This window comes from Gordonia terrae (genome assembly GCF_051789125.1).
Taxonomy (GTDB): Bacteria; Actinomycetota; Actinomycetes; order Mycobacteriales; family Mycobacteriaceae; genus Gordonia; species Gordonia terrae_A.
In genome coordinates this window covers 113,624-136,148 of sequence record NZ_CP196526.1, presented here as the reverse complement: position 1 = coordinate 136,148, position 22,525 = coordinate 113,624, and the positions used below count along the sequence as shown (strand labels likewise).

Sequence of the window (22,525 nt, the reverse complement as noted above, 5' to 3'; positions counted from 1 at the left end):
ACTCATGCCCTACTTCACCAAGGTCGGCCAGGTTCCGCGCAAGCGCCACACCGTCTTCCGTCAACCCGACGGCACTCTGTACTGGGAGGAGCTCATCGGCGAGGACGGCTTCGTCGGAGACACCTCGCTGCTCTATCACCGCTATCCACCGAATGCGGTCACCGCCATCGAATCCGTCGCCGGAACCGACGACGCCCTGCGACCCAACAATCCCGTCACTCCGATCCACCTCAACCTGCACGGGTTGACCACCGGCGGTGACGCGGTTCTCGACAGGATCTTGCTGCTGGGCAACGACGATGTCCGCATCAGCTATGTGATCGCCACCCACGACAGCCGGCTCTACAAGAACTGCACCGGCGACGAAGTCGTCTACGTGGAGAGCGGACACGGCTCGTTCCAGAGCACCTTCGGGGCGTTCGACATCTCCGCCGGCGACTACATCATCGTGCCCACCTCGACGATCCATCGATGGATCGTGACCAGTTCCGAACTCCGCCTGCTGACCGTCGCGGCCACCGGCCACATCGACCCTCCAGAGCGCTACCTGTCCGCGCGAGGGCAATTCCTCGAAGGCACGCCCTATTGCGAGCTCGACATCCGACGCCCGGTCGAGGTCTTCCAGGACACCGGCACCGATGTCGACGTGATCGTGCGTAGCCGGACGGGGTTGACCAAACACACCCATCGCCACCATCCGTTCGATGTCGTCGGATGGCACGGCGGAATGTACCCGTGGTCGGTCAACATCGCCGACTTCGAACCCATCACCGGCAGTCTGCACCAGCCACCACCGATGCACCAGACCTTCCAGGCCCAGGGATTCGTCATGTGCAACTTTGTTCCTCGCATGCTCGACTACCACCCCGACGCGGTGCCCATCCCGCCGTTCCACTCCAACGTGGACAGCGATGAGGTTCTCTTCTACGCCAAGGGGAATGCGGCCACACGCCGCGGCACCGGTGTGGCGACCGGGTCGGTCACCGTGCACCCCGCAGGCTTCATCCACGGCCCACACCCCGGCAACGTCGAACGGGCCATCGGGGCACAGAGATCCGACGAATACCAGGTGATGGTGGACACCATGCGGCCGCTCGACATCGGCGTACAAGCTGCCGCGCAGTGCGCCGACCCCGAATATCCGTACACGTGGGCGAACCTGGAAGGACAACCGGCTCATGCGTGAACTCCTCCCGGTCCCGATGCAGGAGACCATGGGCGGTGATGTGTACTCCGGAATCGCCCGTGCCTCAGGGCTTCTGTGGTGCGGGCGGGAGCGCGCCGAGCCCGGGATCGTCTCCGACACCGCGCTCGTGTTCTGCCATCCCAGCTCCAACTTCGTCGGCCACTACGCCCTGCGGGCTACAGCGGGTCTGGGGTACGACGCCGTCGGTGTGGTCACCCGCTACGGGGGCAACGACACTCAGGTGATCCTGGAGAACTGCGTCTCTGATCTCGGTTCGGTCATCTCGCACCTACGCGAGAATGAGGGCTACCGCCGAGTGATCCTGGTCGGCAACTCCGGGGGCGGTGGACTGTCGGCGTTCTATCAGCAACAGGCCGAAAAGCCCACGGTCACAGACGCACCCGGTGGCGGGGGACCCGATCTCACGACAGCGGTCCTTCCGCCCGCCGACGCGCTGGTGATGCTCAACGCCCATGCCGGCCGGGCCGCCCTGTTGCAGGGGTGGCTGGACCCGGCGATCCGTGACGAGGACGATCCGTTCGGTCGAGATGCCGATCTCGATTTGTTCGCGGCCGGCCGTCGTGCGCCCCTGGATCGAGGGTGGGTCGAGCATTATCGTCAGGCCCAGGCAGATCGCGCCGATCGGATAACCGCTTGGGTCAGAGCTCAGCTCACCAGGCTCCACGACGAGTACGGGGATGCGGTGCCCGACCTGCCGTTCCGCATCCACGGCACGTGCGCCGACCCACGATTCGTCGACACGACCCTCGACCCCTCCGATCGCGAGCCGGGGACCCTGTGGGGAGACGCAATGTCGGCGAATCTGCGGCCGGTCACCCTCGGCAGTACCTCGACCTTGCGGTCCTGGCTCTCCCAGTGGAGCGTCGCCGACACCAACGCGCACGGCCCCACCTGCCTCGAAGACGTCAGCGTCCCCGTCATGGTCGTCTACGGGACGGCCGACAAGGGCTGTTTTCCCTCGATGGCTCGGGAGCTCTTCGACGCGTCGTCACACCCCGGCAGAGAACTCCTCGCGGTGGAAGGGACCGGCCACTACTTCGAAGGGCCACCCCAGCGTCTGCCGGACACCTTGCAGGCGATCACCACCTGGGTCGAGAAAGTCACCGCATGACCGAGTGGTCGCACACCGCACTGACCCCGACCGGTTTCCTGGAACGAGCCGCCGCCGCCCACGCCGGTCGAGTCGCCATCATCGACGGTGAGAACACATGGACCTACCGCTCGATGCTCGACGCCGCGTCAGCCATGGCCGGGACCCTGCGCACCTTGGCCGGGTTCCGCCCCGTGGCCGTGCTCGCCCCCAACACCGCCGGGATGTTGCTCGTACACTTCGCCATTCCGTGGGCAGGAGTCCCGATGGTTCCACTGAACACTCGATTGGCTCCCACCGAGCTCGCGGCACTGCTCGAACACAGCCGATGCAGTGTGCTGCTGTACGACCCGGTTTTCGAGGAACTGGCCACCACCGCACTCGCCCATCTGACGTCTCCGCCGCAACCGGTCATGCTGTCCACCTCGGCAGGTGCGATCAACCCCGAACTGCTCACCGGTCGACCGGGTCGTGTCGAGGTGTCCGACGAGAACGCCCTCCTGTCGATCAACTACACCTCCGGGACAACCGGAAAACCCAAGGGCGTGATGTACAGCCACCGCGGCGCCTACCTTCAGGCCCTGGCGATGACAGCCCAGCTGCATCTCGACACCCGGACGTCCTACCTGTGGACACTGCCGATGTTCCACTGTCACGGTTGGTGTTTTCCGTGGGCCGTCACCGCCGTCGCCGGAACGCATGTCTGTCTGCCGAAGGTCGACGCGGCCCAGATCTGGCACTCCATCGCAACCCACGGCATCACCCACCTCAACGGCGCGCCCACCGTGCTGACACTGATCGCCGATGCTGCCCAGGCGCATCCGCTGGCTCAGCCGATCCGCGTTGCCACCGGCGGCGCACCTCCGTCCCCGGCGTTGCTACGGCGAATGACCTCGCTCGGCTTCGACCTCACCCACCTCTACGGGCTCACCGAGACCTATGGACCGGCTGTCATCTGCGACTGGCGGCCTGAATGGGATGCCGAGGACCCCGGCCGGAAGGCAGAACTCCACGCTCGTCAAGGCGTCGGAAATGTCGTCTCGCAACCGCCGCGGGTCATCGACGCTCTCGGGCGCGACGTCCCCTCGGACGGGTCGACCATCGGCGAGATCGCCCTGCGCGGCAACAACGTCATGCTGGGGTACTACAAGGATCCCGGCGCCACGCGGGATGCCATCCGCGATGGCTGGTTTCGCACCGGTGACCTCGGGGTCCGCCATCCGGACGGATACATCGAGTTACGCGACCGCAGTAAGGACGTCATCATCTCCGGTGGCGAGAACATCACCAGCGTCGAAGTCGAGAATGTCATCGCCGAGCATCCCGGTGTGGCCGAGGTCGCCGTTGTCGGTATGGCTGACGAGAAGTGGGGTGAAGTACCGGTTGCCTTCATCACCATCCGCGACCCCGACAACCACATGGTCAGCGAAGCCGACATCATCGATCGGGTTCGCGGGCAGCTGGCCCGGTACAAGGCGCCGAAGCGCGTCGTCATCGTCGACGATCTCCCCAAGACCTCGACGGGAAAAATCCAGAAGCACCTGCTGCGGAACAACAACGGGTGACGGCGAACCACTCCCTCACGGCGCACCCTTCATCTCGATCCCCCTTTCGTTCACCGGCACTTCGGCGAGTTGTCGCCGCCCACTTGAGAGAGAAACCATGCCCCAGACAGTCCGTGGAGTCATCGCACGCGAGGCGAAGGCCGCCGTCGAGCTCGTCGACATCGTCATCCCCGACCCCGGTGCCCGTGACGTCATCGTCCGGGTCCAGGCGTGCGGTGTGTGCCACACCGACCTGACGTATCGCGACGGTGGCATCAACGACGAGTTCCCGTTCCTGCTCGGCCACGAAGCCGCGGGCGTGGTGGAGACCATCGGCTCCCAGGTCACCCACGTCCAGGTCGGCGACTTCGTCGTCTTGAACTGGCGCGCGGTGTGCGGTCAGTGCCGTGCGTGCAGACGCGGCCGCCCGCAGTACTGCTTCGACACCCACAACGCGTCACGGAAGATGACGCTCACAGACGGCACCGAGCTCACCCCGGCGCTGGGCATCGGCGCGTTCGCCGACAAGACCCTGGTCCACGAGGGCCAATGCACGAAGGTCGCCCCCGATGCCGATCCCGCCGTCGTCGGGCTGCTGGGCTGCGGGTTGATGGCGGGCATGGGCGCGGCGATGAACACCGGCAACGTGGGTCGTGGCGATTCGGTCGCCGTCATCGGCTGCGGAGGAGTGGGCGACGCCGCCATCGTCGGTGCTCGCCTGGCAGGCGCATCGACGATCATCGCCGTCGACCGAGACGAGCAGAAGCTCGCCTGGGCGGCGACGCTGGGAGCCACTCACTGCGTCGACGCCTCGCATACCGATCCGACCGCGAGAATCCAGGAGATCACCGGCGGGTTCGGAGCCGACGTCGTCATCGACGCTGTCGGGCGACCCGAGACGTGGACGCAAGCCTTCTATGCGCGTGACCTGGCCGGCACCGTCGTCCTCGTCGGCGTCCCCACCCCGGAGATGCGGCTGGAGATGCCGCTGATCGACTTCTTCTCCAGGGGAGGTTCACTCACGTCCTCGTGGTACGGCGATTGCCTTCCTGAGCGCGACTTCCCGATGCTCGTCGACCTCTACCAGCAGGGACGTCTCCCCCTGGAGAAGTTCGTCACCGAGCGCATCACGCTCGACCGCGTCGAAGAGGCCTTCGACTCGATGCATGCGGGCGACGTCCTGCGCTCGGTGGTCGAACTGTGAGCGCCACCTGCCGCCACGCGGTTCTCGTCGAACGGGTCACCGCGCGATCGTCCGCGGCTCCTCGATCCCGGCTAGCTTGTCGGGATTGCGCATCGCGTAGATGTGTGCGATCACGCCGTCGACGAGATGGAAGGTGAACGCGCCCTGGAGTTTCCCGTCGAAGTACACGAGCATGCCCGGTTCGTGGTTGAACACTGCCACCTCGGCCCGGTAGTCGGCAGTCGCCGCCCCGAGCCGCGCGAACCCGGTGAGCAGGCGAGCCACCGGCAGCGCACCCTGGATGGGCTTCTTGACCGCGGAGGCCTTGCCGTCGCTGTCGGCGGTGAACACCACGTCGGGCGAGAGCATCGCCATCAGGGACTCCACCTCGCCCGACTGCGCGGCCGCGAGGAACTCCTCGACGACCGCGCCCGCACGATCGGCATCGACCCGTTCGAAACGGGGCCGCCGGGACTGGACATGTGACCTGGCGCGGTGCGCGATCTGACGGACCGCAGCCGAGGATTTCGACACCATCGTCGCGATCTCGGTGTAGGAGAAGCCGAACACCTCACGCAGGACGAACACCGCGCGTTCGTCGGGGCTCAGCGATTCCAGCACCACCAGCATCGCCGTCGACACCGACTCGGCGAGTACGACGTCGTCGGCCAGATCCCGGTCGTCGAGCAGAATGGGCTCGGGAAGCCAGGGGCCGACATACTCCTCACGTCGTCGCGATCGGGACCTAAGAGCATTGAGTGCCTGTCGAGTGACGATCTTCGCGAGGTAGGCCTTCGCGTCGGCGACACCGTCGGCATCGACCTCGGCCCACCGCAGGTAGCTGTCCTGCAGGACGTCGTCCGCGTCGGCCGCGGACCCGACGATCTCATAGGCGACGGTGAACAGCAGTGGCCGAAGTTCGGCGAAACGTTCTGCACGACGGTCGGATTCGCTACCGGTCATCGCCACTCCGTCCTGGTCGACCCGCCGGTCATCGCGACACCGGTTCGCGCTCGGTCGTCGTCGTCTTCGGCCCGTGGAACCAGCTGAACTTACCGGGCCGTGCGCCCTCACGCCGGATGTTCTCCACGGTTTCGCGGCAGATCAACTCCTTTGTCCAGGCCGCGAGGCGGCCGGTCACCACCGCACGGGTGGGCGAATCGTCACGGCGCGTGAACTGAAGGGTCGCGGCGTGGCGGCCGATGCTGGCACACTGCGCGACGAAACCCTGGTCGACGGCTTTCGGCTGCTGCCCGGCGATCTTCGCGAGCACGGCGTCAGCGGCCTGCGCCCCCAGTGGCTCGGCAGCCTGACAACTCATCCGCAGAGCAACACCCTCCGCCACGACCGCGTCCCCGGCGCCGACGATCCGATCGTCGTCGATACTGGTCAGGGCCGCATCAGTGCGCAGGCGGCCGAGCTCGTCGGTGGTAAGGCCGCTGTCGGCCGCCAGTTCGGGGGCCTCGAAACCGGTGGCGAGAATCGTTGCCGCGCTCGCCAGTTCCCCACGCTCACCGTCGATGTCGACGACCACGGTCCGCGGCGTGACCTCGACGACGCGACCGTCGTCCACGACGTCGACACCGAGTCGGCTCAGTTGCTTCTCCGTGACGCGGCGGGCACGGACACTCGCCGTGGTCGCGATCCCACCGCCACCCACCAGCCGGACGTGGCGACCGCTCTCGGCGAGTTCCGCGGCGACCTCGACCCCGGTGAGTCCCCCGCCGACGACGGTGATCATGTCGTGGGCGGCGAGGCCCTCGACGCGGTCGCGCATCCGCTGAGCGCCGGCCCAATCGGCGATGAACAGTGCATGCTCTGCCGCCCCCGGGATCTCCGGCGTGCGGTGGCGTGTCCCGATCGCATAGATGAGGTGGTCGTAGTCGAGACAGGCACCCGAAGCGAGACGCACCCGGCGTCCGGCGGTGTCGATCCGCGTGGCGGTGTCGACGACGACGCGAACACCCTGGGCAAGCAGGTCATCGAAGCCGACCTGCGGATCGCCGGTCCCCAAGACGAACTGGTGCAACCGTATGCGCTGGACGAAGAACGGCTGCGGGTTGACGACCGTGACGTCGACGGCGGGATTGCGTCGTAGCCTGTTCGCCGCCATCGCGCCGGCGTAACCCGCGCCGAGGACGACAACCCGCGCCCGCTGGCCGCCGACCTTCTCGTCGTCGATCCGGGTGATGTCGGTGGTGTTCATGGTCCTGCCTTCCGTCGGTGTCCGAGGTGCTCGTCCTCAAGACACCGACGGCGGCGCGAGTGTGACAACCAGGTGAGTTCGCCGGCGCGGCCGTTCCCGCGGATCCGCTGTCACCGACACCCTTGGCCGTCCGGTTCAACGCTCAGAGAGTGGTCGCGATCCCGCCGTCGACGGGGATCACGGCACCGGTGAGGTAGCTGCCGGCCCGGCTGGCGAGGTACACCACCGACCCGACCATGTCGTCGGACCGGCCGATCCGCCCCAGAGGTGAGGCGGCCGCGACCTCGTCCCCGAGTTCGGACAGGATCGGCGCCATCATCTTCGACTCGAAAGGCCCCGGGGCGATGGCGTTCACGGTGACGTGGCGGGGGCCGAGGTCGCGGGCGAGATGGCGGGTCAACTGATGGACGGCGGCCTTGCTCGACGAGTAGGAGTACGACGCGGTGCGGGGCACGCGAATCCCGTCGACGCTGCCGATCATGATCACGCGCGACGGGTTCTCCGCGCTCGCGGTCCGGGTCAACAACGGGAGCAGCGTCTGCGTCAGCACAAAGGGTGTCTGGACGTTGAGTTTCAACACCCGATCCCAGGCGGAGTCCGGGAACTCTTCGAGCGGGGCGCCCCACGTGGCCCCGGCGTTGTTGACGAGAACATCGAGAACGTCGGTCTCGGACCGCACTTCCTCGGCGAGTGCCCGAGCACCCTCCGCCGTCGACAGATTCGCCTGCAGCGCAGTCAGACCCGCCTCCCGCGCGGATGCGAGGGCGTCGTCGTTGCGGCCGGTGATCAGCACCCGTGCGCCGCGGTCACGCAGGCCGTGGGCGATCATCGCACCGATACCCGACGTTCCGCCGGTGACCAGGACGGTCTTGCCACTCACATCGAACAGATCAGGGGTCATCGTCGTGTACACCTCGGTGTCGTCTCTCCAGAAGGCGGCCGTCGCCTACCCCCGATCATCGGTCATGGCACTGTTCATCTGCCACCGGTTCTGGAATTCCGCGGTTGGCGGCGCTCAGCCGTATCCAGCCGCCCGCAGCGCCGCGAGCAGCTGGGAACGCGAACCGGCGTCGAGCCTGCGTCGAATGCGGGCGACATGGTGCTCGACGGTCTTCGCCGAGATATACAGCCGTTCACCGATCTCCCGATAGGTGAACCCCTGCAACAGCTCTCGGGCGACCTCCGCTTCTCGATCGGTCAGGGGACCGCCGACCGGCTGGGCGCGTCGGAGCTCCTCGCCCGCCGAACGCGCCGCGTCGAGCAATCCGGCCGCAGTGGCCGAGTCCCCGGCGCGCGATGCCGCCAGGCCAGCCAGACGGGCTGCCTCCCAGTTCGATCCGACACCGCGCAGAGCCTCAACCGCGTCGGCCACCCCGTCGACGGGGACGGAGCCTGCCCGGTCGAAAGCGAGCGCAACCCACGCACGGGCGCCGGTGGCCAGAGCCGCCGCGGTCGGGCTCCGGCTGCCCGCCGCCTCGAGCCGATTCAGCCGATCGTCGGCGGCCGGCTCGTCGCCGGTGAGGATCGCTGCCTGCACCCCCGCGAACTGCCACGGCGCCGACCAGGTGGCGGGCAGGCCCAATCCGTCGAGCAGTCGATCCGCAGTCGCGACATGGCGCGCGATCACCGTTGCCCGGCCCAGTCTGGCGCCGGCCTGCCAGAACTCGGCGAGGGGCCTGAGAAGATACAGATCCACCTCAGTCGCGGCGAGAAGCGACAGAGCCGGTTCCCACAACGTCGTCAGGGCCGGGACATCGCCGTTGCGGCGCGCAAGACCTAGACGGAGAGAATGCAGCCGGAAGCGTTCGGGCATGCCCGTGGGCTCATCCACCGGTAGGAGTCTCGCAACAGCCTCCAGATCGCCCGTCGAGAGCGCGAGCTCGGCGTCGAGGAGAGCGCCCACCGCCTCCGGTGCCGAGCGTCGGATCGTCTGCGCCGCAATCGTGTTGCCGTCATTCAGGGCCAGGGTGGTACCGGCGTGCAGAATCCGCGCCGCCATGGGACCGCTCCGTACCGTTCCTCTCGAGGAGAGCCCGCGCACCAACTCGTCGACCGCGCCCCCGGAGCCGACCGCACCGGTGACGTCGAGCGAGCCGAGCAACCCGCGGATGGCCAGGGCCCCTGCGGCACGACTGCCGACCGGGGGAAGACCGCTCCCGGCCTCTGCAACCGCGGTCGCAGCACCGTGGTCTCCGACCGCCACCAACGTGGTGACCGCCGACAAACCTTCCGCCGCAGCGGCTTCCGGACCGAGCCAGCGATACAGGTCAGCGGCGTGGGACGCCAGCCCGCGGTGCACGGCCACGGCAGCCGCCACGTCGACCCACCGCCCGACCCCACGATCGGACGCGGCGGCTGTCTCGAGTCGGCGGTCGGCGACCATGCCGGCTCCGTCGACGTCTCCGGATACCAACGCGCGCTGGGCCATCATCAACCGGATGTCATCGCGTCCGGGTTCCACACGATCGGCCGCCCGCAGCAGGACCACAGCGCGGGCGGCGGTCGCCTCCTCGGCGCCGGCCAGCAGCACATCCACCAGACGCGGGTCGGCGACGCCCGCCTCCGCCGCGAGCAGAGCGTCGTCGGCGGACAGGTGGGGCGATCGCAGCCGCGCGATCGCGGATCGCCGACGGAGATCATCGATCCTGTGGTCCCCCAGGATTTCTCGCAGAGGACCGGCGGCGGCGGAGACGAATGTGTCGGCGCCCCTCAACAGTCCGGTTCCGCGCGCCCGGTCGACCGCGATCACGGCGGCGCCGCGGTCGATCGACGCCGCCTCGGCGACGCTGTCGGGATCGACGGGTGCCCGCACCGACGCCAGCGCCAGCACCGACAGGGTCGACGGGTCCAGACCACGCAGCAGACGATGATGCCGGTCGCGGGCAACGCTTTCGGCGATGGCGGCCTCGTCGACGCCGGCCGCGGCCTCGGCCGTCGCCTCCCGGATCGCGGAGAGCGCGGCATCGACCACCGTGCGCGCACCGCCGCACCTTCTGCGGATGAGCGATGCCGTCGTCGGTTCGAGCGTCAGTCCGGCCCGCGTGGCGCGCGTGAGTACTTCCGCGGTGCTCACGGTGTCGAGTTCGAGGGCGGCGCCTGAAAGTCGGGCACGTGCGACCAACCGGGTGACGTGCGGGTGCGCGTCCCGGGGTTCGGTGGTGGCGACCAGTGCGATCCGGCCGGCGTCGAGCATCGTCATGGCTGTCTCGACCAGCTCACCCGGCCAGGCGTGGATGTCGTCGGCGAGCACGACCAACAGTCCGTGCTCGAACGGCACCTCGCCGGCGGGCATGCCGACGCTGACCCGGACACCGCGTCGATCCAGCAGTCCGTGCACATCCTTCAACAGCGCCGATCGACCGCTCCCGGGCGTTCCGATGAGTACCGCGCACAAGGGGATTCCGGCCTGAGCGCGGTCGAGGATGCCGCTCACCCAGGACGACGCGGGCGATTCTGCGGTGGATCCCCTGCGGTCGCCGACCGTCGGACTCGAAAAGGTCACCGATCAGGCCCCGGGCGTCAGCAGACGACGCCGGTGACGCCGCACAGCACCTGGCCGGTGCCGTCGAGGACCCGGCCGGGTACCTCGAGGACCCCGCCGGGGGTGACACCGCCACCGGTGTTGCCGCCGGTGCCCGGATCGGGGACCTCGGGCTCAGCCGGCGGATTCTGATCGGGTATCGACGGTGTGCCGGGGTTGTACGGCACCGAAGGCGCCGCGGGTGCGGGCGCCGGGCGCCCGGGAGTGGTTCCGGGGGCGGGAGCGCCGCCCGTCGGTGCGTTGGTGGCAGCGCGGCCCGGTGTGCCGGCGCTGGCGCCGGGAGCCCGGGTGCCCGCGCCGGTGACGGGAGCCGCCGAGGTGCCGGGACGTGCCCCCGCCACGGTCGTCCCCGGTGCGCTGCCCGGGTTCTGCGACGAGGTGGCCGTCGTGGTCGCCGCGCCGGCGGGCGGTGGTGTCGCTTCGCCGACGGAACCGACGAGGCCGGTGCCCACCGACAGGCCGGTGGCGGTGACCAGCGCCAACGCAGCGGCGCCGAGAGTGATCAGCGTGCCGCGCTTGCGCCGGGACAACCGCGGGGCCGGCTCGGTGACCGGCGTACTGGGCGCCGGGATGATCTCGCGCAACGGCCGGTCCTCCGGGGACGCCGCGGCGATCGCGCCGGCGGCAGCAGCCACCGGCAGGGCCGTCGTCGTGGGTTCCCGTGCGGCAAGGGCGGCGGTGGCCAGCAGAGCGCCACCAGCGGCAGAGGCCGACGCGGGTTCCGGGTCGAGAACGACCGGCAGTCTGAGCGTCGAGGACAGGAGTTCGGTCACCAGCGGGATGGCGGCACCGCCACCGGCGAGGAGCACGGCGGCCACTCCGACCGGACCGACGCCGGAGCGGTCGGCGCCGGCTGCGGCGAGGGCCTCACGTACCAGGGCCACCGACTCCAACAACGGGGCCCGCAGAAGTTCCTCGACCTCGTCGCGGACAATTCGGGCCTCGGTACCGGTGGTCCCCACGCGGACGTCGACGACGGTGTCGGTGTCCACCGACAGCGACTCCTTGGCACGCCGGCACTCGTTGCGCAGCCGGCCGAGGTCGTCGAGGACGGCGCCACTTCGAACGGGATCACCCATCGCGAGCTCGACGGTCGCATCCGCACCGGTAACCGTCAGTGTGTGCCCGAGAAGCAGGCGGTCGAACTCGTTTCCGCTCACGGTGTCGAGGTGCAGTGGGCGTCCGAGGGCGTGCGGTTCGGCGCCGGTGGCGAGGACGGTCACGGTCAAACCGGATGCGCCGAGGTCGTAGGCCACGACGATCCCGTCGGCGAACGCGCCGCCACTGTGCTCGACGGCGGCGAGCACCGCGCGTGATTCCGGAACCCAGCTGACGGCGGCAGGAAAGACGGGGTCACGGGCGTCGAGGGCGGTGCGGGCATCCTCGACTGCCTGATCGTTCCAGGTGTCCGGATGGACGACCGTGACCTGTGTTTCGGCGCCTTCGTCCAGGTCGAGGCGGGTGATCAGTTCGACCACCGCGTCGGCGTAGATGTCCGCGGCGGCGCGCGTCTGTCCGTGATCGTCGATCATCGGCACCGGGTCACCCACCCGCTCGATGAAGTCGGCAACACCCACGAGCGCGGTGGTCTCGAGGGAGATCGAGTTCTCCCAGGACTGCTCCGAATCAGCGACAGCGACACTGTTCGCCGTTCCGATCTTCACACCGATCCCGATGGCCATGGCGGTCAACTCTCTGTTCGCACCTGCAGACGGTGGTCGATGACGGTGCGCCTGCCACGCCGTGGCGCGCTGACCGTCGATGTCCGGTTGTGCCCCGGTCCCGAACGGTGCACTTCAATCAGTGTGTCGCGGATGACCCCCGAGGCGTTAGCCCCGAACGGTTATTGGGGGAAAACACCCGATCCCCCTATCCCGCACGGCCGCGTCGACACCGATCCCCTATGGATCGACCCCCCATCGCCCGGTGCGGACAGGACTGGGGCTTTTCCCCGATGCCGTACGCCGCGCCGATCCATAACGTCGTACTCGACACGGGATCGAACTCCGATCTCCCCGACGCAAGGAACGACGCCATGCCGACCAACGCGGTTCTCGACTTCATCCTCGGTCTGCTTCGCGACGAGGAATCCTTCAATGCCTACTGCAGCAACCCACAGGGCGCGATCGATCGCGCCGGCCTGAGCGGCGTCACCCCCGCCGACATCTCCGCCGCGGCGCCGCTCGTCGCCGACGCGGGCCTGGCAGCCGGAGGTGGCGGCGGTCTCGGCGCCATCATCGGCGCCGGCGGCGGTGTCATCGGTGGCGGTGTCATCGGGGGCGGCGTCATCGGCGGTGGCGTGATCGGCGGCGGGGCCGGCGTAGGACTGGGCGGCCTGAACCTCGGAGACGTGAACTTCGGGGACATCAACGTCGGCGGCGGTGACGTCAACATCGGCGACGTGAACCTGGGCGGGTTCGACCTAGGCGGACTCGACCTCGGCGGAATCGACCTGGGCGACATCGACTTCGGTGGGCTCATCGGCGGCATCGGGCTGGGTGGCGTGGACCTGTCGGGACTGACGCTCGCCGACCTGGACCTCGGGGGCATCGCCTTCGGGGACCTCGACCTCGCGGGGCAGCTGGCCGTCGCACTGGGTGCGGCGCTGTCCGCCGGACTGGGTGCCGGCGGAGCAATCGCAGCACAGTTCGGTGCGGCACTGGGCGCGGCTCTCGAGACCGTGGTGGGCGGCGCACTCGAACTCGGCGTGGGCATCGGTCCCGTCATCGCCGGGGCGCTGGCCGGGGCGATCGGTGCCGAGGGCGCGCTGATCGGTCAGCTCGGAGCCTCTCTCGACGCACTTCTCGCCGCGGGCGCCGACCTCGGACTCGGGCTCGGCGGCGGGCTCGCCGCGCAGCTGTCCGCCGTCCTCGGGCTCGGCGGCGAACTCGCCGGCTCGTTCGGTGCGACGCTGGGCGGTCTGCTCGGCGCCACGATCGGTGCGGGCGGCGCCCTCGGCGCCGATCTCGCCGCTGCACTCGCAGCCGGCCTCGGTGCCGGCGGCGCCATTTCCGCCGTCCTCACCGGTGCACTCGGCCTCGGCGCCGAACTGTCGGGTGACCTGACCGCGGCACTCACCTCGACGCTCGACGTGGCGGGCGACCTGTCCGCGACGCTGGCCGGGCTACTCGACGCACAGGCCATCGCCGATCTCTCCGGCGAGCTCGGCGCGACCCTGACCGGGGCACTGAGCTCCACCCTCGCCGCGGGCGGCACCGCTGCCGCATCGGTCGGTGCCGCACTCGGCGTTGCGCTGACCTCCACCGCAGCGGCGGCCGGCGGGCTGGCGCTCACCGGTGCGGCCGGCGTGAACGCGCTTCTCGGCGGCGCGCTGACCGCGGCACTGGGAGTGGGCGGCGGCGCCCAGGCAGGGCTGGCCGCGACACTGGAATCCGTGCTCGAAGCCGGCGGCCTGGTCGACATCGAAGCAGTCCTGGGCGCCGGTGGCGACCTCAGCGCGACCCTCGCCGGTGCGCTGGCAGCCGGACTCGAGTCCGGCGGTGACATCGCCGGAGATCTCGGCGCAGCACTGGGCGGCACACTCGCCGCAGCACTCGAAGGCGGCCTCGCCGCCGACCTCACCGCCGGACTCGGCGGTGCCATCGACGCCGGACTCGGCGGTGCCATCGACGCCGGACTCGGCCTCGGCGCGGGACTCGGCGGTGCCGTCGAAGGCGCCCTCGGAGCGGGACTCGGGCTCGGAGCCGGACTCGGCGGTGCCGTCGAAGGCGCCCTCGGAGCGGGGCTCGGCCTCGGAGCCGGACTCGGTACCGAACTCGGCGCAGCGCTGGGCGGGTTGCTCTCCGCCGGTGCCGGACTCGACACCGCTCTCAGCACGGTGCTCACCGGCGTCCTCGGTGCCGCCGCGGGCGCCGATCTGGGCGCGGCACTCGGTGGCGCACTCGAACTGGGTGGCGTTCTCGGTGCCGACCTCACCGGCCTCCTCGAGGGCGGACTTGCCACCGACCTGGCCGCGCAACTGGGCGCGATCGTCGGCGGCGGTGGTGACCTCGCGGCCGAACTCGGCGCCACGCTCGGCGGCGTGCTGGGCGCCTCCACCGGTATCGAGGGAATCCTCGAAGCCGCGGCCGGTGCCGGCCTGGACCTCGGCGAGTTGCTGGCCGCCGACCTCGGCGGTGCACTCGGTGTCGACGGCGCACTGATCGCACAGCTCGGCGGCGCACTCGACGCCGCACTCGACGCCGGCGCAGGGCTCGGTCTCGTGACCGAGACCGCTGCCGATCTCACCGGGACCCTCGAAGCCGTGCTGGCCGCGGGTGGCGATGTGGGCGCCGACCTCGGCGCTTCGCTCGGTGCAGTCCTCGGTACCGCACTCAGCGGTGAGCTCGGCGGCTCGCTCGCCGGCCAGCTGGCGGGCGGCGCGGAGCTGCCCGCGGCACTGAGCACCGTGCTGAGCACGGCACTCGACGTCGACCTCTCGGCCACCGACGGGCTCGTGGCCACACTGGACTCGACCCTGGAGGCGACGGGTGGTCTCGGCGGGGCGCTGACCGGCGAACTCGAGGCGATCATCAACCCGAGCCTGATCCTCTCCCCCGAGGGCACCATCACCGTCGGCGGACCGCTCCTGGTCACCGAAGGGCTCGGCGGCACGGTCGTCGACGGCCTCACCGGCAACCTGGGCGCCGGGACCCTGGCCGGACTCGGCACCGTCGCCGAAACCGGCGGCGACCTGGTCGCCGGGGTGGACACCACCCTGCAGACCGGGCTCGACGGTGCGTTGGCCGGCGTCGGTCCCGTCCTCGGCGGTGATCTGGGGCTCGACACCGAACCTGGTGTGGGCGGCGATCTCGGACTGGGCGGCGACCTCGGACTGGGCGGCGGCCTGGGACTGGGCGGGGCACTCGACACCGAGCTCCCCGCGGACGTCACCTCCGACCTGACCACGGCGATCGCCGGCACCGCCGGTGGTGCGGTGGACGCGGCCGGTTCGATCGGCACGGGCGGCCTCGAGAGCACGGTCGGCGGCGCCCTGGAGACCACCGTCGGCGGCTCGCTCGAGAGCACGGTCGGCGGCTCCCTCGACACGACGACCGACATCGTCGGCGGCGTGACCGGTGGACTCACCGGAGGCGCCGAAGCCGGTGGCGACGCAGAAGGTGGCCTCGACCTCGGTGGCGCAACCGATACCGATGCCGGCCTCGGTGGCGCACTCGATACCACCGTCGGGGGCGTGGCAGACACGACGGCCGGCCTGACCGGTGGACTCACCGGCGGGCTGACCGGCGGACTCGGCGGTGCACTCGGTGGCGACACCGACACCGGGATCGGCGTCGACACCCCTGACGCCGGCCCCGACGCCGACTGACCACATCACCCGACGGTATCCCGCCCCGGGACCGCCTCCGACCAGCAATCCTGGACGGGGCCGGCCCCGGGGCGGTCCTCGTCCCGCGTTCCGTCCCCCCGATGGGGGCCCCACAGACGCCGACTCACCGCTACCGTGAGGACACCATGACCACTCCTCCCGCCGAACCGCCACGGGTCGGTCGGCACGCCGCCGACCGGGACGCCCCCGCTCCCGCCGGACCCCGTCGCGCGGCCCACGCCGCCACTCCCGCACCGACATCCGCGGCACAGGTTGTCTCGGCGACACCGGCACCGACCCCGGCACGGATCTCGGCACCCGGTGCCCAGACGCACTCGCAGGCCCCGGCCACGATCGGCGATCTGCTGTCCACGATGGCGGATGTGGCGCGGGAGGCCGGCCGCAACGACCTCGTCGGCCGCCTCGAGGGCGCACGCACCCGCATCACCGATCCACGACTGCGGATCGTCGTGGTGGGTCAGCTCAAACAGGGCAAGAGCTCCTTCGTCAACGCGCTGCTGAATCTCGACGTCTGCACCGTGGGCGACGACGAGACCACCGCGGTGCCGACCGTGATCTCCCACGCGCCGCAACCGTCGGCACACCTCGTCGTCGACGGCCCGTCTCCCGACAACCGCATCCCGGTACCGATGGATGCGATCGGCGGCATCACTCCCGACTCGCCGCTCGCCGGTGGCCGCGAAGTGCTCCGGCTCGAGGTGGAGGCGCCCGGCCCGCTGCTCGCCGACGGCCTCGTACTCGTCGACACGCCCGGCGTCGGAGGCCACGGGCATCCCTATGCCGCAGCCACATTGGGCATGGTCGCCGCGGCGGACGCGGTGCTCGTCATCTCCGATGCCAGCCAGGAGTTCACGGCACCGGAGATGTCGTTCATCCAGCAGGTGATCGGCCTGTGCCCGACCGTCGCGTGCCTGATCACCAAGACCGACCTGTATCCGCACTGGCGGGCCATCGTCGACGCCGACCGCGGGCATCTGCAGACCGCCGGCATCGACATCCCACTGCTGCCGGTGTCGTCGGTACTGCGCGCGCACGCACTCCGTCTCGGTGATGAGAAGCTCAATGCCGAAGCAGGATTCCTCGATCTCTACCGCTACCTGCGCGAGCGCGTGGTGTCCACGGCACAACAGGCCACCCGCAGCACGGTCGCCACCGATCTCCGCGTCGTCAGCGAGCATCTCGCCCTCACCCTCGGCAGCGAGCTGGCCGCACTGCGTGACCCGGACACCGCCGGTCGCGCGGTCGGGGCGCTGCAGGGCGCCAAGTCCGATGCCGAGGCGATGCGACGCCAGTCGGCCCAGTGGCAACAGACCCTGGCCGACGGGATCGCCGACCTCGCCGCCGACATCGACCACGATCTGCGCGACCGACTGCGGGCCGTCACCCGCGAAGCCGAAAGGGCCATCGACGAAGGCGATCCCGGCGTCGACTGGGAGCAACTCAGTGAGTGGCTTGCGGATCAGACCGCGGCCGTCATCGGCGACAACTTCGTGTGGGCCCACGAGCGATCGGTCTGGCTGGCCGAGAAGGTCGCCGACCATTTCGCGGCGGCCGGCCAGAACTCGCTGCCCGACATCGACGTCGCCGACATGACCGGTGTCCTCGACTCGGTGGCCGAACTCGCCGAACTCGACAGCGGCCGCGTCGGCGTCGCCCAGAAGGTCCTGATCGGCATGCGCGGTTCCTACGGCGGTGTGCTGATGTTCGGTCTGATCTCGACGATGGTCGGCATGGCCCTCATCAATCCGGTGTCCGTCGGCGCCGGACTCCTGTTGGGTACCAAGGCCTATCGGGATGACAAACAGTCCAAGGTCCTCGAGCGCCGGGCCAAGGCGAAGGTCGCGGTGCGCGCGTTCACCGATGATGTGAGCTTCCAGGTCGGCAAGGAGTCACGTGACCGGTTGCGGGTGATCCAGCGCGTCCTCCGCGACCACTTCACCTCGGTGGCCGAGCAGACCGCCCGATCGATCTCCGAATCCCTCTCCGCCGCACAATCGGCCGCGACCGTCGCCGAGTCGGAACGAGCGGGACGCGTCGCCGAACTCGAGTCCAGGCTCACGGCGGTCGCCGCGCTGCGCAAGGCCGCCGACCATCTCGACCGCGAGTTGACCCGCTGATGGCCGGTGTCGATCGTGCGAGAACACTGCTCGATGCCGCCCGCACCGCCCTCGCCGACGACCCGCACGCCCGTGCCGACCTGGACCTCTGCGAACACCGGCTCTATCAGCCGGTGCGGGTCGCACTCGCGGGCTCGCTGAAGGCCGGCAAGTCGACCCTGCTGAATGCCCTTGTGGGCCAGGACATCGCGCCGACGGACGCAACCGAGTGCACCCGGGTCGTGACGTGGTACCGCAACGGGCAGTCGCCGTCGGTGACCGCGCACGTCGACGACGGCAGGGCCGTACCGATCCCGGTGACCCGGATCGGCGGCAGGCTCGGATTCGACTTCGGCCGGCTCACCGCAGACCGCGTCGACCGCCTCGACGTCGAGTGGCCCGCCCGCGCCCTGCACTCGACGACGATCGTCGACACCCCGGGCACGGCGTCACTGTCGACGGAGCTGTCGGCGTCGACGATTCGGCTACTCACCCCCGAGGACGGACAGTCCGGCGTCGATGCCGTCGTGTATCTGCTCCGCTCGCTGACCGCCACCGACACCGCGATGCTGCGTCGGATCGGCACCGCCATCGGCGGCTCGTCCGGACCGCTGGGCGTCATCGGGGTCGTCTCGCGCGCCGACGAACTCGGTGCCGGCCGGATGGACGCGATGATCTCGGCGCATCAGATCGCCGGACGGTTCGCCGGTGAACTCGAACGAACCGGGTTGTGCCAGGCGGTCGTCCCGGTCGCGGGATTGCTCGCCCTCGGCGCGCGAACGTTGCGCGAGGTCGAGTTCCGCGCGCTCGCGCAGCTGGCCGCGACCCCGGGCCCCGATCTCGAGTCGGCTCTGCTGTCGATGGACCGGTTCACCCGGCCCGACATCCTGCCGGCCATCTCGGTCGATCTGCGTCGATCTCTCGCCGAACGTTTCGGGGCCTTCGGGATCCGAATGGCGGTGACTCTCATCCGGTTCGGCGCGACCTCGTCGTCGGCGCTGGCCACCGAGCTCGTCGAACGCAGCGGGCTGTCGGAGTTGGGTGCCATCATCGACACCCAGTTCGCCCAGCGGGCCGATCAGCTCAAGTCGCACTCCGCACTGGTGACCCTCGACCATCTGCTCAGCGGCTCGTCGTCGGCGAGTGCGCGTGAGGTGCGGGCCGCGGTACGGCGCGAACTCGCCGACGTCCACGGATTCCGGGAACTGCGTCTGCTGAGCACGATCCGTGCGGGTGGACTCGATCTCCCGGCGGACCAGATCGGTGAGCTGACGCGGCTGATCGGCGGGTCGGGCATCGATCCGACGACACGCCTGGGGTTACCGACCGACACCGACGCCCACCGGATTCGCGACGCGGCTGTCGATGCCGCTCGGGCTTGGCGCGCGCGTGCCGCCCATCCCCTGCTCTCCCCGACCGCGGCATCGGCGTGCCAGGTGGCGGTGCGCAGCGCCGAGGGCATCGTCGCGATGATCGGGGCGGGCAGTCCCGCGCAGACCGGAGGCGCGCATCAGCGGGGGGTCAGCGGAGGGTCGCACCGATTGAACGGGTGAAGCTCGCCGCGGTGGCGATCACGGCGACCACCGCCGCGGCCGCCGGTGCCCACTGAATCGGGGTCGGCAGACCGGCGTCGGTCAGCGCCGCAGCCGACGGGTTGACGGTCAGATGGAATCCCACCGCGGCGGCGACGGCCAGCACCGCCCCGATCGTGAGGACGGTGCGGCCCGAACGTCGGCTGTCCCACAGCCGCACCGCACCGAACAGCCCGGCCGCCACGATGGCGAGCGCCAGACCCGCACCCGCCCAGAGCGAGATGTCGACCGCGCGGGCGGCGTCGGTCCCGCTCTCGGGGTGGCGACGCACGAGGTCGGCCGCCAGGACCGCACGGATGTCGGTGAGCGCCACCGCGACCATCGCGACGGTCGCCACGACGAGCACGACGGTCACCACCCATCCGAGGACGACGTATCCGACGGCGCGCGCGCGTTCGATCGGCTGTTGCGGACGCAGCGGCGTGATCGCGACGCGCGGGCGGGGCGGTGGTGAGGCGCCGGCGTTGGACATTCCTCGATGGTAGGCCCACGCCGACCCGTCCCCGGGAGAACCGGGCAATGACACCGCCCGGAGAGGCGCCCTCGGTCTGGGCCGCTCGCGGTCGGCGCGCCTACGGGCCGGCGGTGGCTCCGGTCAGCGGCGGCGACGCGGCCAGCTTCTCGTTCTCCTCGTCGGTGAAAGTGCGTGCACGCGAGAGGAAACGGACTCCCTCCGGCGCCTCGAGGCTGAACCCCGCACCGCGCCCCTTCACGACGTCGAGGATCAGCTGAGTGTGCTTCCACAACTCGAACTGGTCGCCGTTGATCCAGACCCGCACGGCCGGAATGGGTTCGGGGAGTCCGATCTCGCCGACCAGCACGTCTCGCTGGCCCACGCGATACTCCCCGACCGGGTAACACATCGGCGCCGAGCCGTCACAGCATCCACCGGACTGGTGAATCATGAGGCCGCCGTGCAGCTCCGACAACTTGGTCAGGAGCTGCACGGCGGAGTCTGTGGCGACCACGCGATCAGGAACACTCTGCTCGGCGGTCATCGTGAATCACCTTCTGTTCGCTTGTTCGTTCACGCTTGCTCGAGGAGCGCCACGCCCTCCGCTCCCTGAGGTGCGAGGAGCGCGACCCCCCGCTCCCTGAGGTGCGAGGAGCGCGACCCCCCGCTCCCTGAGGTGCGAGGAGCGATGGCGACGAGCCTCGAAGGGCTCAGAAGAAGCCCTTGGCGTTCTGAGCGTATCCGACCAGCAGGTTCTTGGTCTGCTGGTAGTGCTCGAGCATCATCCGGTGGTTCTCGCGTCCGATGCCGGACTGCTTGTACCCGCCGAAGGCCGCGTGCGCCGGGTAGTCGTGGTAGGTGTTCGTCCACACGCGTCCGGCCTGGATCTCGCGGCCGGCCCGGTACGCGGTGGCGCCGTCGCGGCTCCACACGCCGGCGCCGAGACCGTAGAGGGTGTCGTTCGCGATGGTCATCGCGTCGGCGAAGTCCTTGAACGTGGTGACCGCCAACACCGGGCCGAAGATCTCCTCCTGGAAGATGCGCATCTTGTTGTTGCCCTGGAAGACGGTCGGCTTGATGTAGAAGCCGCCGGACAGGTCGCCGTCGAGCTCGGCCGGCCCACCGCCGATGAGGACCTCGGCTCCTTCGTCCCGACCGATGGCGAGGTAGGAGGAGATCTTCTCGAACTGGTCGTTCGATGCCTGCGCACCCATCATCGTGTCGGTGTCGAGGGGGTTGCCCTGCTTGATCTTTCCGACGCGGTCGACGGCCTTGGCGATGAACTCGTCGTAGATGTCCTGCTGGATCAGCGCGCGGCTCGGGCAGGTGCAGACCTCGCCCTGGTTGAGCGCGAACATCGTGAAGCCTTCGAGTGCACGGTCGAGGAAACCGTCGTCGGCCGACATGACGTCGTTGAAGAAGATGTTGGGGCTCTTGCCACCGAGCTCGAGGGTGACCGGGATCAGGTTCTCCGACGCGTACTGCATGATGAGCCGGCCCGTGGTGGTCTCACCGGTGAAGGCGATCTTGCGGATGCGGTTGCTCGACGCGAGCGGCTTGCCGGCCTCGACGCCGAACCCGTTGACCACGTTGAGGACTCCGGCGGGCAGCAGGTCGCCGATGAGGTTCACGAGGTAGAGGATCGACGCGGGGGTCTGTTCGGCGGGCTTGAGGACCACCGCGTTGCCGGCGGCGAGCGCGGGTGCGAGCTTCCACACGGCCATCAGGATGGGGAAGTTCCACGGGATGATCTGCCCGACGACTCCGAGCGGCTCGTGGAAGTGGTAGGCGACGGTGTCCTCGTCGACCTCGGAGATCGAGCCCTCCTGGGCGCGCAGCGCGCCGGCGAAGTAGCGGAAGTGATCGACCGCGAGGGGGATGTCGGCGGCGAGGGTCTCGCGGACCGCCTTGCCGTTGTCCCAGGTCTCGGCGACGGCGAGCTTCTCGAGGTTCTCCTCCATGCGGTCGGCGATGCGCAGCAGGATCAGCGAGCGCTCGGCGACCGAGGTCTTGCCCCACGCGGGTGCGGCCTTGTGCGCGGCGTCGAGGGCGAGATCGATGTCTTCGGCGGTCGAGCGAGCCACCTCGCAGAACACCTTGCCGTCGACCGGCGACGGGTTCTCGAAGTACTGACCCTTCACCGGCGGGGTCCACTGTCCGCCGATCCAGTTGTCGTATCGCGACTCGTAGCTCATCACCGAGCCGTCGGCACCCGGCTTTGCGAAGACGGTCATGGTTGCTCCTTGCGTGTGGGCCTCAACT

Annotated in this window: 15 protein-coding genes; 7 read left to right on the top strand and 8 right to left on the bottom strand. The window is 69.6% G+C overall.

The features are described 5' to 3' along the window. The first annotated feature begins 4 nt into the window (after positions 1 to 4). The 4 genes from ACSUZC_RS00620 (at position 5) to ACSUZC_RS00605 (ending at position 5,045) form a co-directional block, all read left to right on the top strand. Complete coding sequence (locus ACSUZC_RS00620; protein WP_439031024.1) at positions 5 to 1,186, top strand: homogentisate 1,2-dioxygenase; 1,182 nt, start codon at positions 5 to 7, stop codon at positions 1,184 to 1,186. Beyond that, complete coding sequence (locus ACSUZC_RS00615; protein WP_439031023.1) at positions 1,179 to 2,318, top strand: alpha/beta hydrolase; 1,140 nt, start codon at positions 1,179 to 1,181, stop codon at positions 2,316 to 2,318. The genes ACSUZC_RS00620 and ACSUZC_RS00615 overlap by 8 nt, the downstream gene beginning before the upstream one ends. Next, entirely contained in the window at positions 2,315 to 3,862 is a 1,548-nt protein-coding gene (locus tag ACSUZC_RS00610) for an AMP-binding protein (RefSeq protein ID WP_439031022.1), read from the top strand. The genes ACSUZC_RS00615 and ACSUZC_RS00610 overlap by 4 nt, the downstream gene beginning before the upstream one ends. 97 nt (positions 3,863 to 3,959) lie before the next feature. Then, positions 3,960 to 5,045 carry an S-(hydroxymethyl)mycothiol dehydrogenase gene (locus ACSUZC_RS00605; RefSeq protein ID WP_439031021.1) on the top strand — a complete coding sequence of 362 codons (1,086 nt, stop codon included), beginning with the start codon at positions 3,960 to 3,962 and terminating at the stop codon, positions 5,043 to 5,045. A gap of 36 nt (positions 5,046 to 5,081) precedes the next feature. Here the strand turns inward: ACSUZC_RS00605 and ACSUZC_RS00600 are convergent, their stop codons facing one another. From ACSUZC_RS00600 to ACSUZC_RS00580, 5 genes are all read right to left on the bottom strand, one after another. Then, positions 5,082 to 5,987, bottom strand: coding sequence for an RNA polymerase sigma-70 factor (locus tag ACSUZC_RS00600; RefSeq protein WP_439031020.1), 906 nt, complete (start codon positions 5,985 to 5,987; stop codon positions 5,082 to 5,084). A 28-nt stretch (positions 5,988 to 6,015) separates the two neighbouring features. Further along, positions 6,016 to 7,230 carry an NAD(P)/FAD-dependent oxidoreductase gene (locus ACSUZC_RS00595; protein ID WP_439031019.1) on the bottom strand — a complete coding sequence of 405 codons (1,215 nt, stop codon included), beginning with the start codon at positions 7,228 to 7,230 and terminating at the stop codon, positions 6,016 to 6,018. A gap of 142 nt (positions 7,231 to 7,372) precedes the next feature. Continuing rightward, a complete protein-coding gene (locus tag ACSUZC_RS00590; protein ID WP_439031018.1) occupies positions 7,373 to 8,131 on the bottom strand; it encodes an SDR family oxidoreductase in 759 nt (252 codons plus the stop codon). A gap of 114 nt (positions 8,132 to 8,245) precedes the next feature. Continuing rightward, complete coding sequence (locus tag ACSUZC_RS00585) at positions 8,246 to 10,732, bottom strand: LuxR C-terminal-related transcriptional regulator (RefSeq protein ID WP_439031017.1); 2,487 nt, start codon at positions 10,730 to 10,732, stop codon at positions 8,246 to 8,248. A 17-nt stretch (positions 10,733 to 10,749) separates the two neighbouring features. Next, complete coding sequence (locus tag ACSUZC_RS00580; RefSeq protein WP_439031016.1) at positions 10,750 to 12,453, bottom strand: Hsp70 family protein; 1,704 nt, start codon at positions 12,451 to 12,453, stop codon at positions 10,750 to 10,752. 353 nt (positions 12,454 to 12,806) lie between these two features. Between ACSUZC_RS00580 and ACSUZC_RS00575 the strand changes: the two genes are divergently transcribed. The 3 genes from ACSUZC_RS00575 to ACSUZC_RS00565 all read left to right on the top strand — a co-directional run bounded on the left by ACSUZC_RS00575 (position 12,807) and on the right by ACSUZC_RS00565 (position 19,770). Continuing rightward, positions 12,807 to 16,100: an IniB N-terminal domain-containing protein gene (locus tag ACSUZC_RS00575; RefSeq protein ID WP_439031015.1), complete on the top strand. Its 3,294-nt coding sequence runs from the start codon at positions 12,807 to 12,809 to the stop codon at positions 16,098 to 16,100. A 146-nt stretch (positions 16,101 to 16,246) separates the two neighbouring features. Further along, the gene (locus ACSUZC_RS00570) at positions 16,247 to 18,238 is read left to right on the top strand and encodes a dynamin family protein (protein ID WP_439031014.1); all 1,992 of its coding nucleotides are present in this window, start codon (positions 16,247 to 16,249) and stop codon (positions 18,236 to 18,238) included. Continuing rightward, positions 18,238 to 19,770 carry a dynamin family protein gene (locus ACSUZC_RS00565; RefSeq protein ID WP_439031013.1) on the top strand — a complete coding sequence of 511 codons (1,533 nt, stop codon included), beginning with the start codon at positions 18,238 to 18,240 and terminating at the stop codon, positions 19,768 to 19,770. The genes ACSUZC_RS00570 and ACSUZC_RS00565 overlap by 1 nt, the downstream gene beginning before the upstream one ends. On the opposite strand, the gene ACSUZC_RS00560 is transcribed toward ACSUZC_RS00565, so the two are convergent. From ACSUZC_RS00560 to adh, 3 genes are all read right to left on the bottom strand, one after another. Then, positions 19,739 to 20,281 (bottom strand): hypothetical protein, encoded by a 543-nt coding sequence (locus tag ACSUZC_RS00560; protein WP_439031012.1) that lies wholly within the window; start codon positions 20,279 to 20,281, stop codon positions 19,739 to 19,741. The genes ACSUZC_RS00565 and ACSUZC_RS00560 overlap by 32 nt on opposite strands. A gap of 100 nt (positions 20,282 to 20,381) precedes the next feature. Further along, positions 20,382 to 20,807 carry a DUF779 domain-containing protein gene (locus ACSUZC_RS00555; RefSeq protein WP_439031011.1) on the bottom strand — a complete coding sequence of 142 codons (426 nt, stop codon included), beginning with the start codon at positions 20,805 to 20,807 and terminating at the stop codon, positions 20,382 to 20,384. 166 nt (positions 20,808 to 20,973) lie between these two features. Then, complete coding sequence (gene adh / locus ACSUZC_RS00550) at positions 20,974 to 22,497, bottom strand: aldehyde dehydrogenase (RefSeq protein WP_439031010.1); 1,524 nt, start codon at positions 22,495 to 22,497, stop codon at positions 20,974 to 20,976. Positions 22,498 to 22,525: the final 28 nt, after the last annotated feature.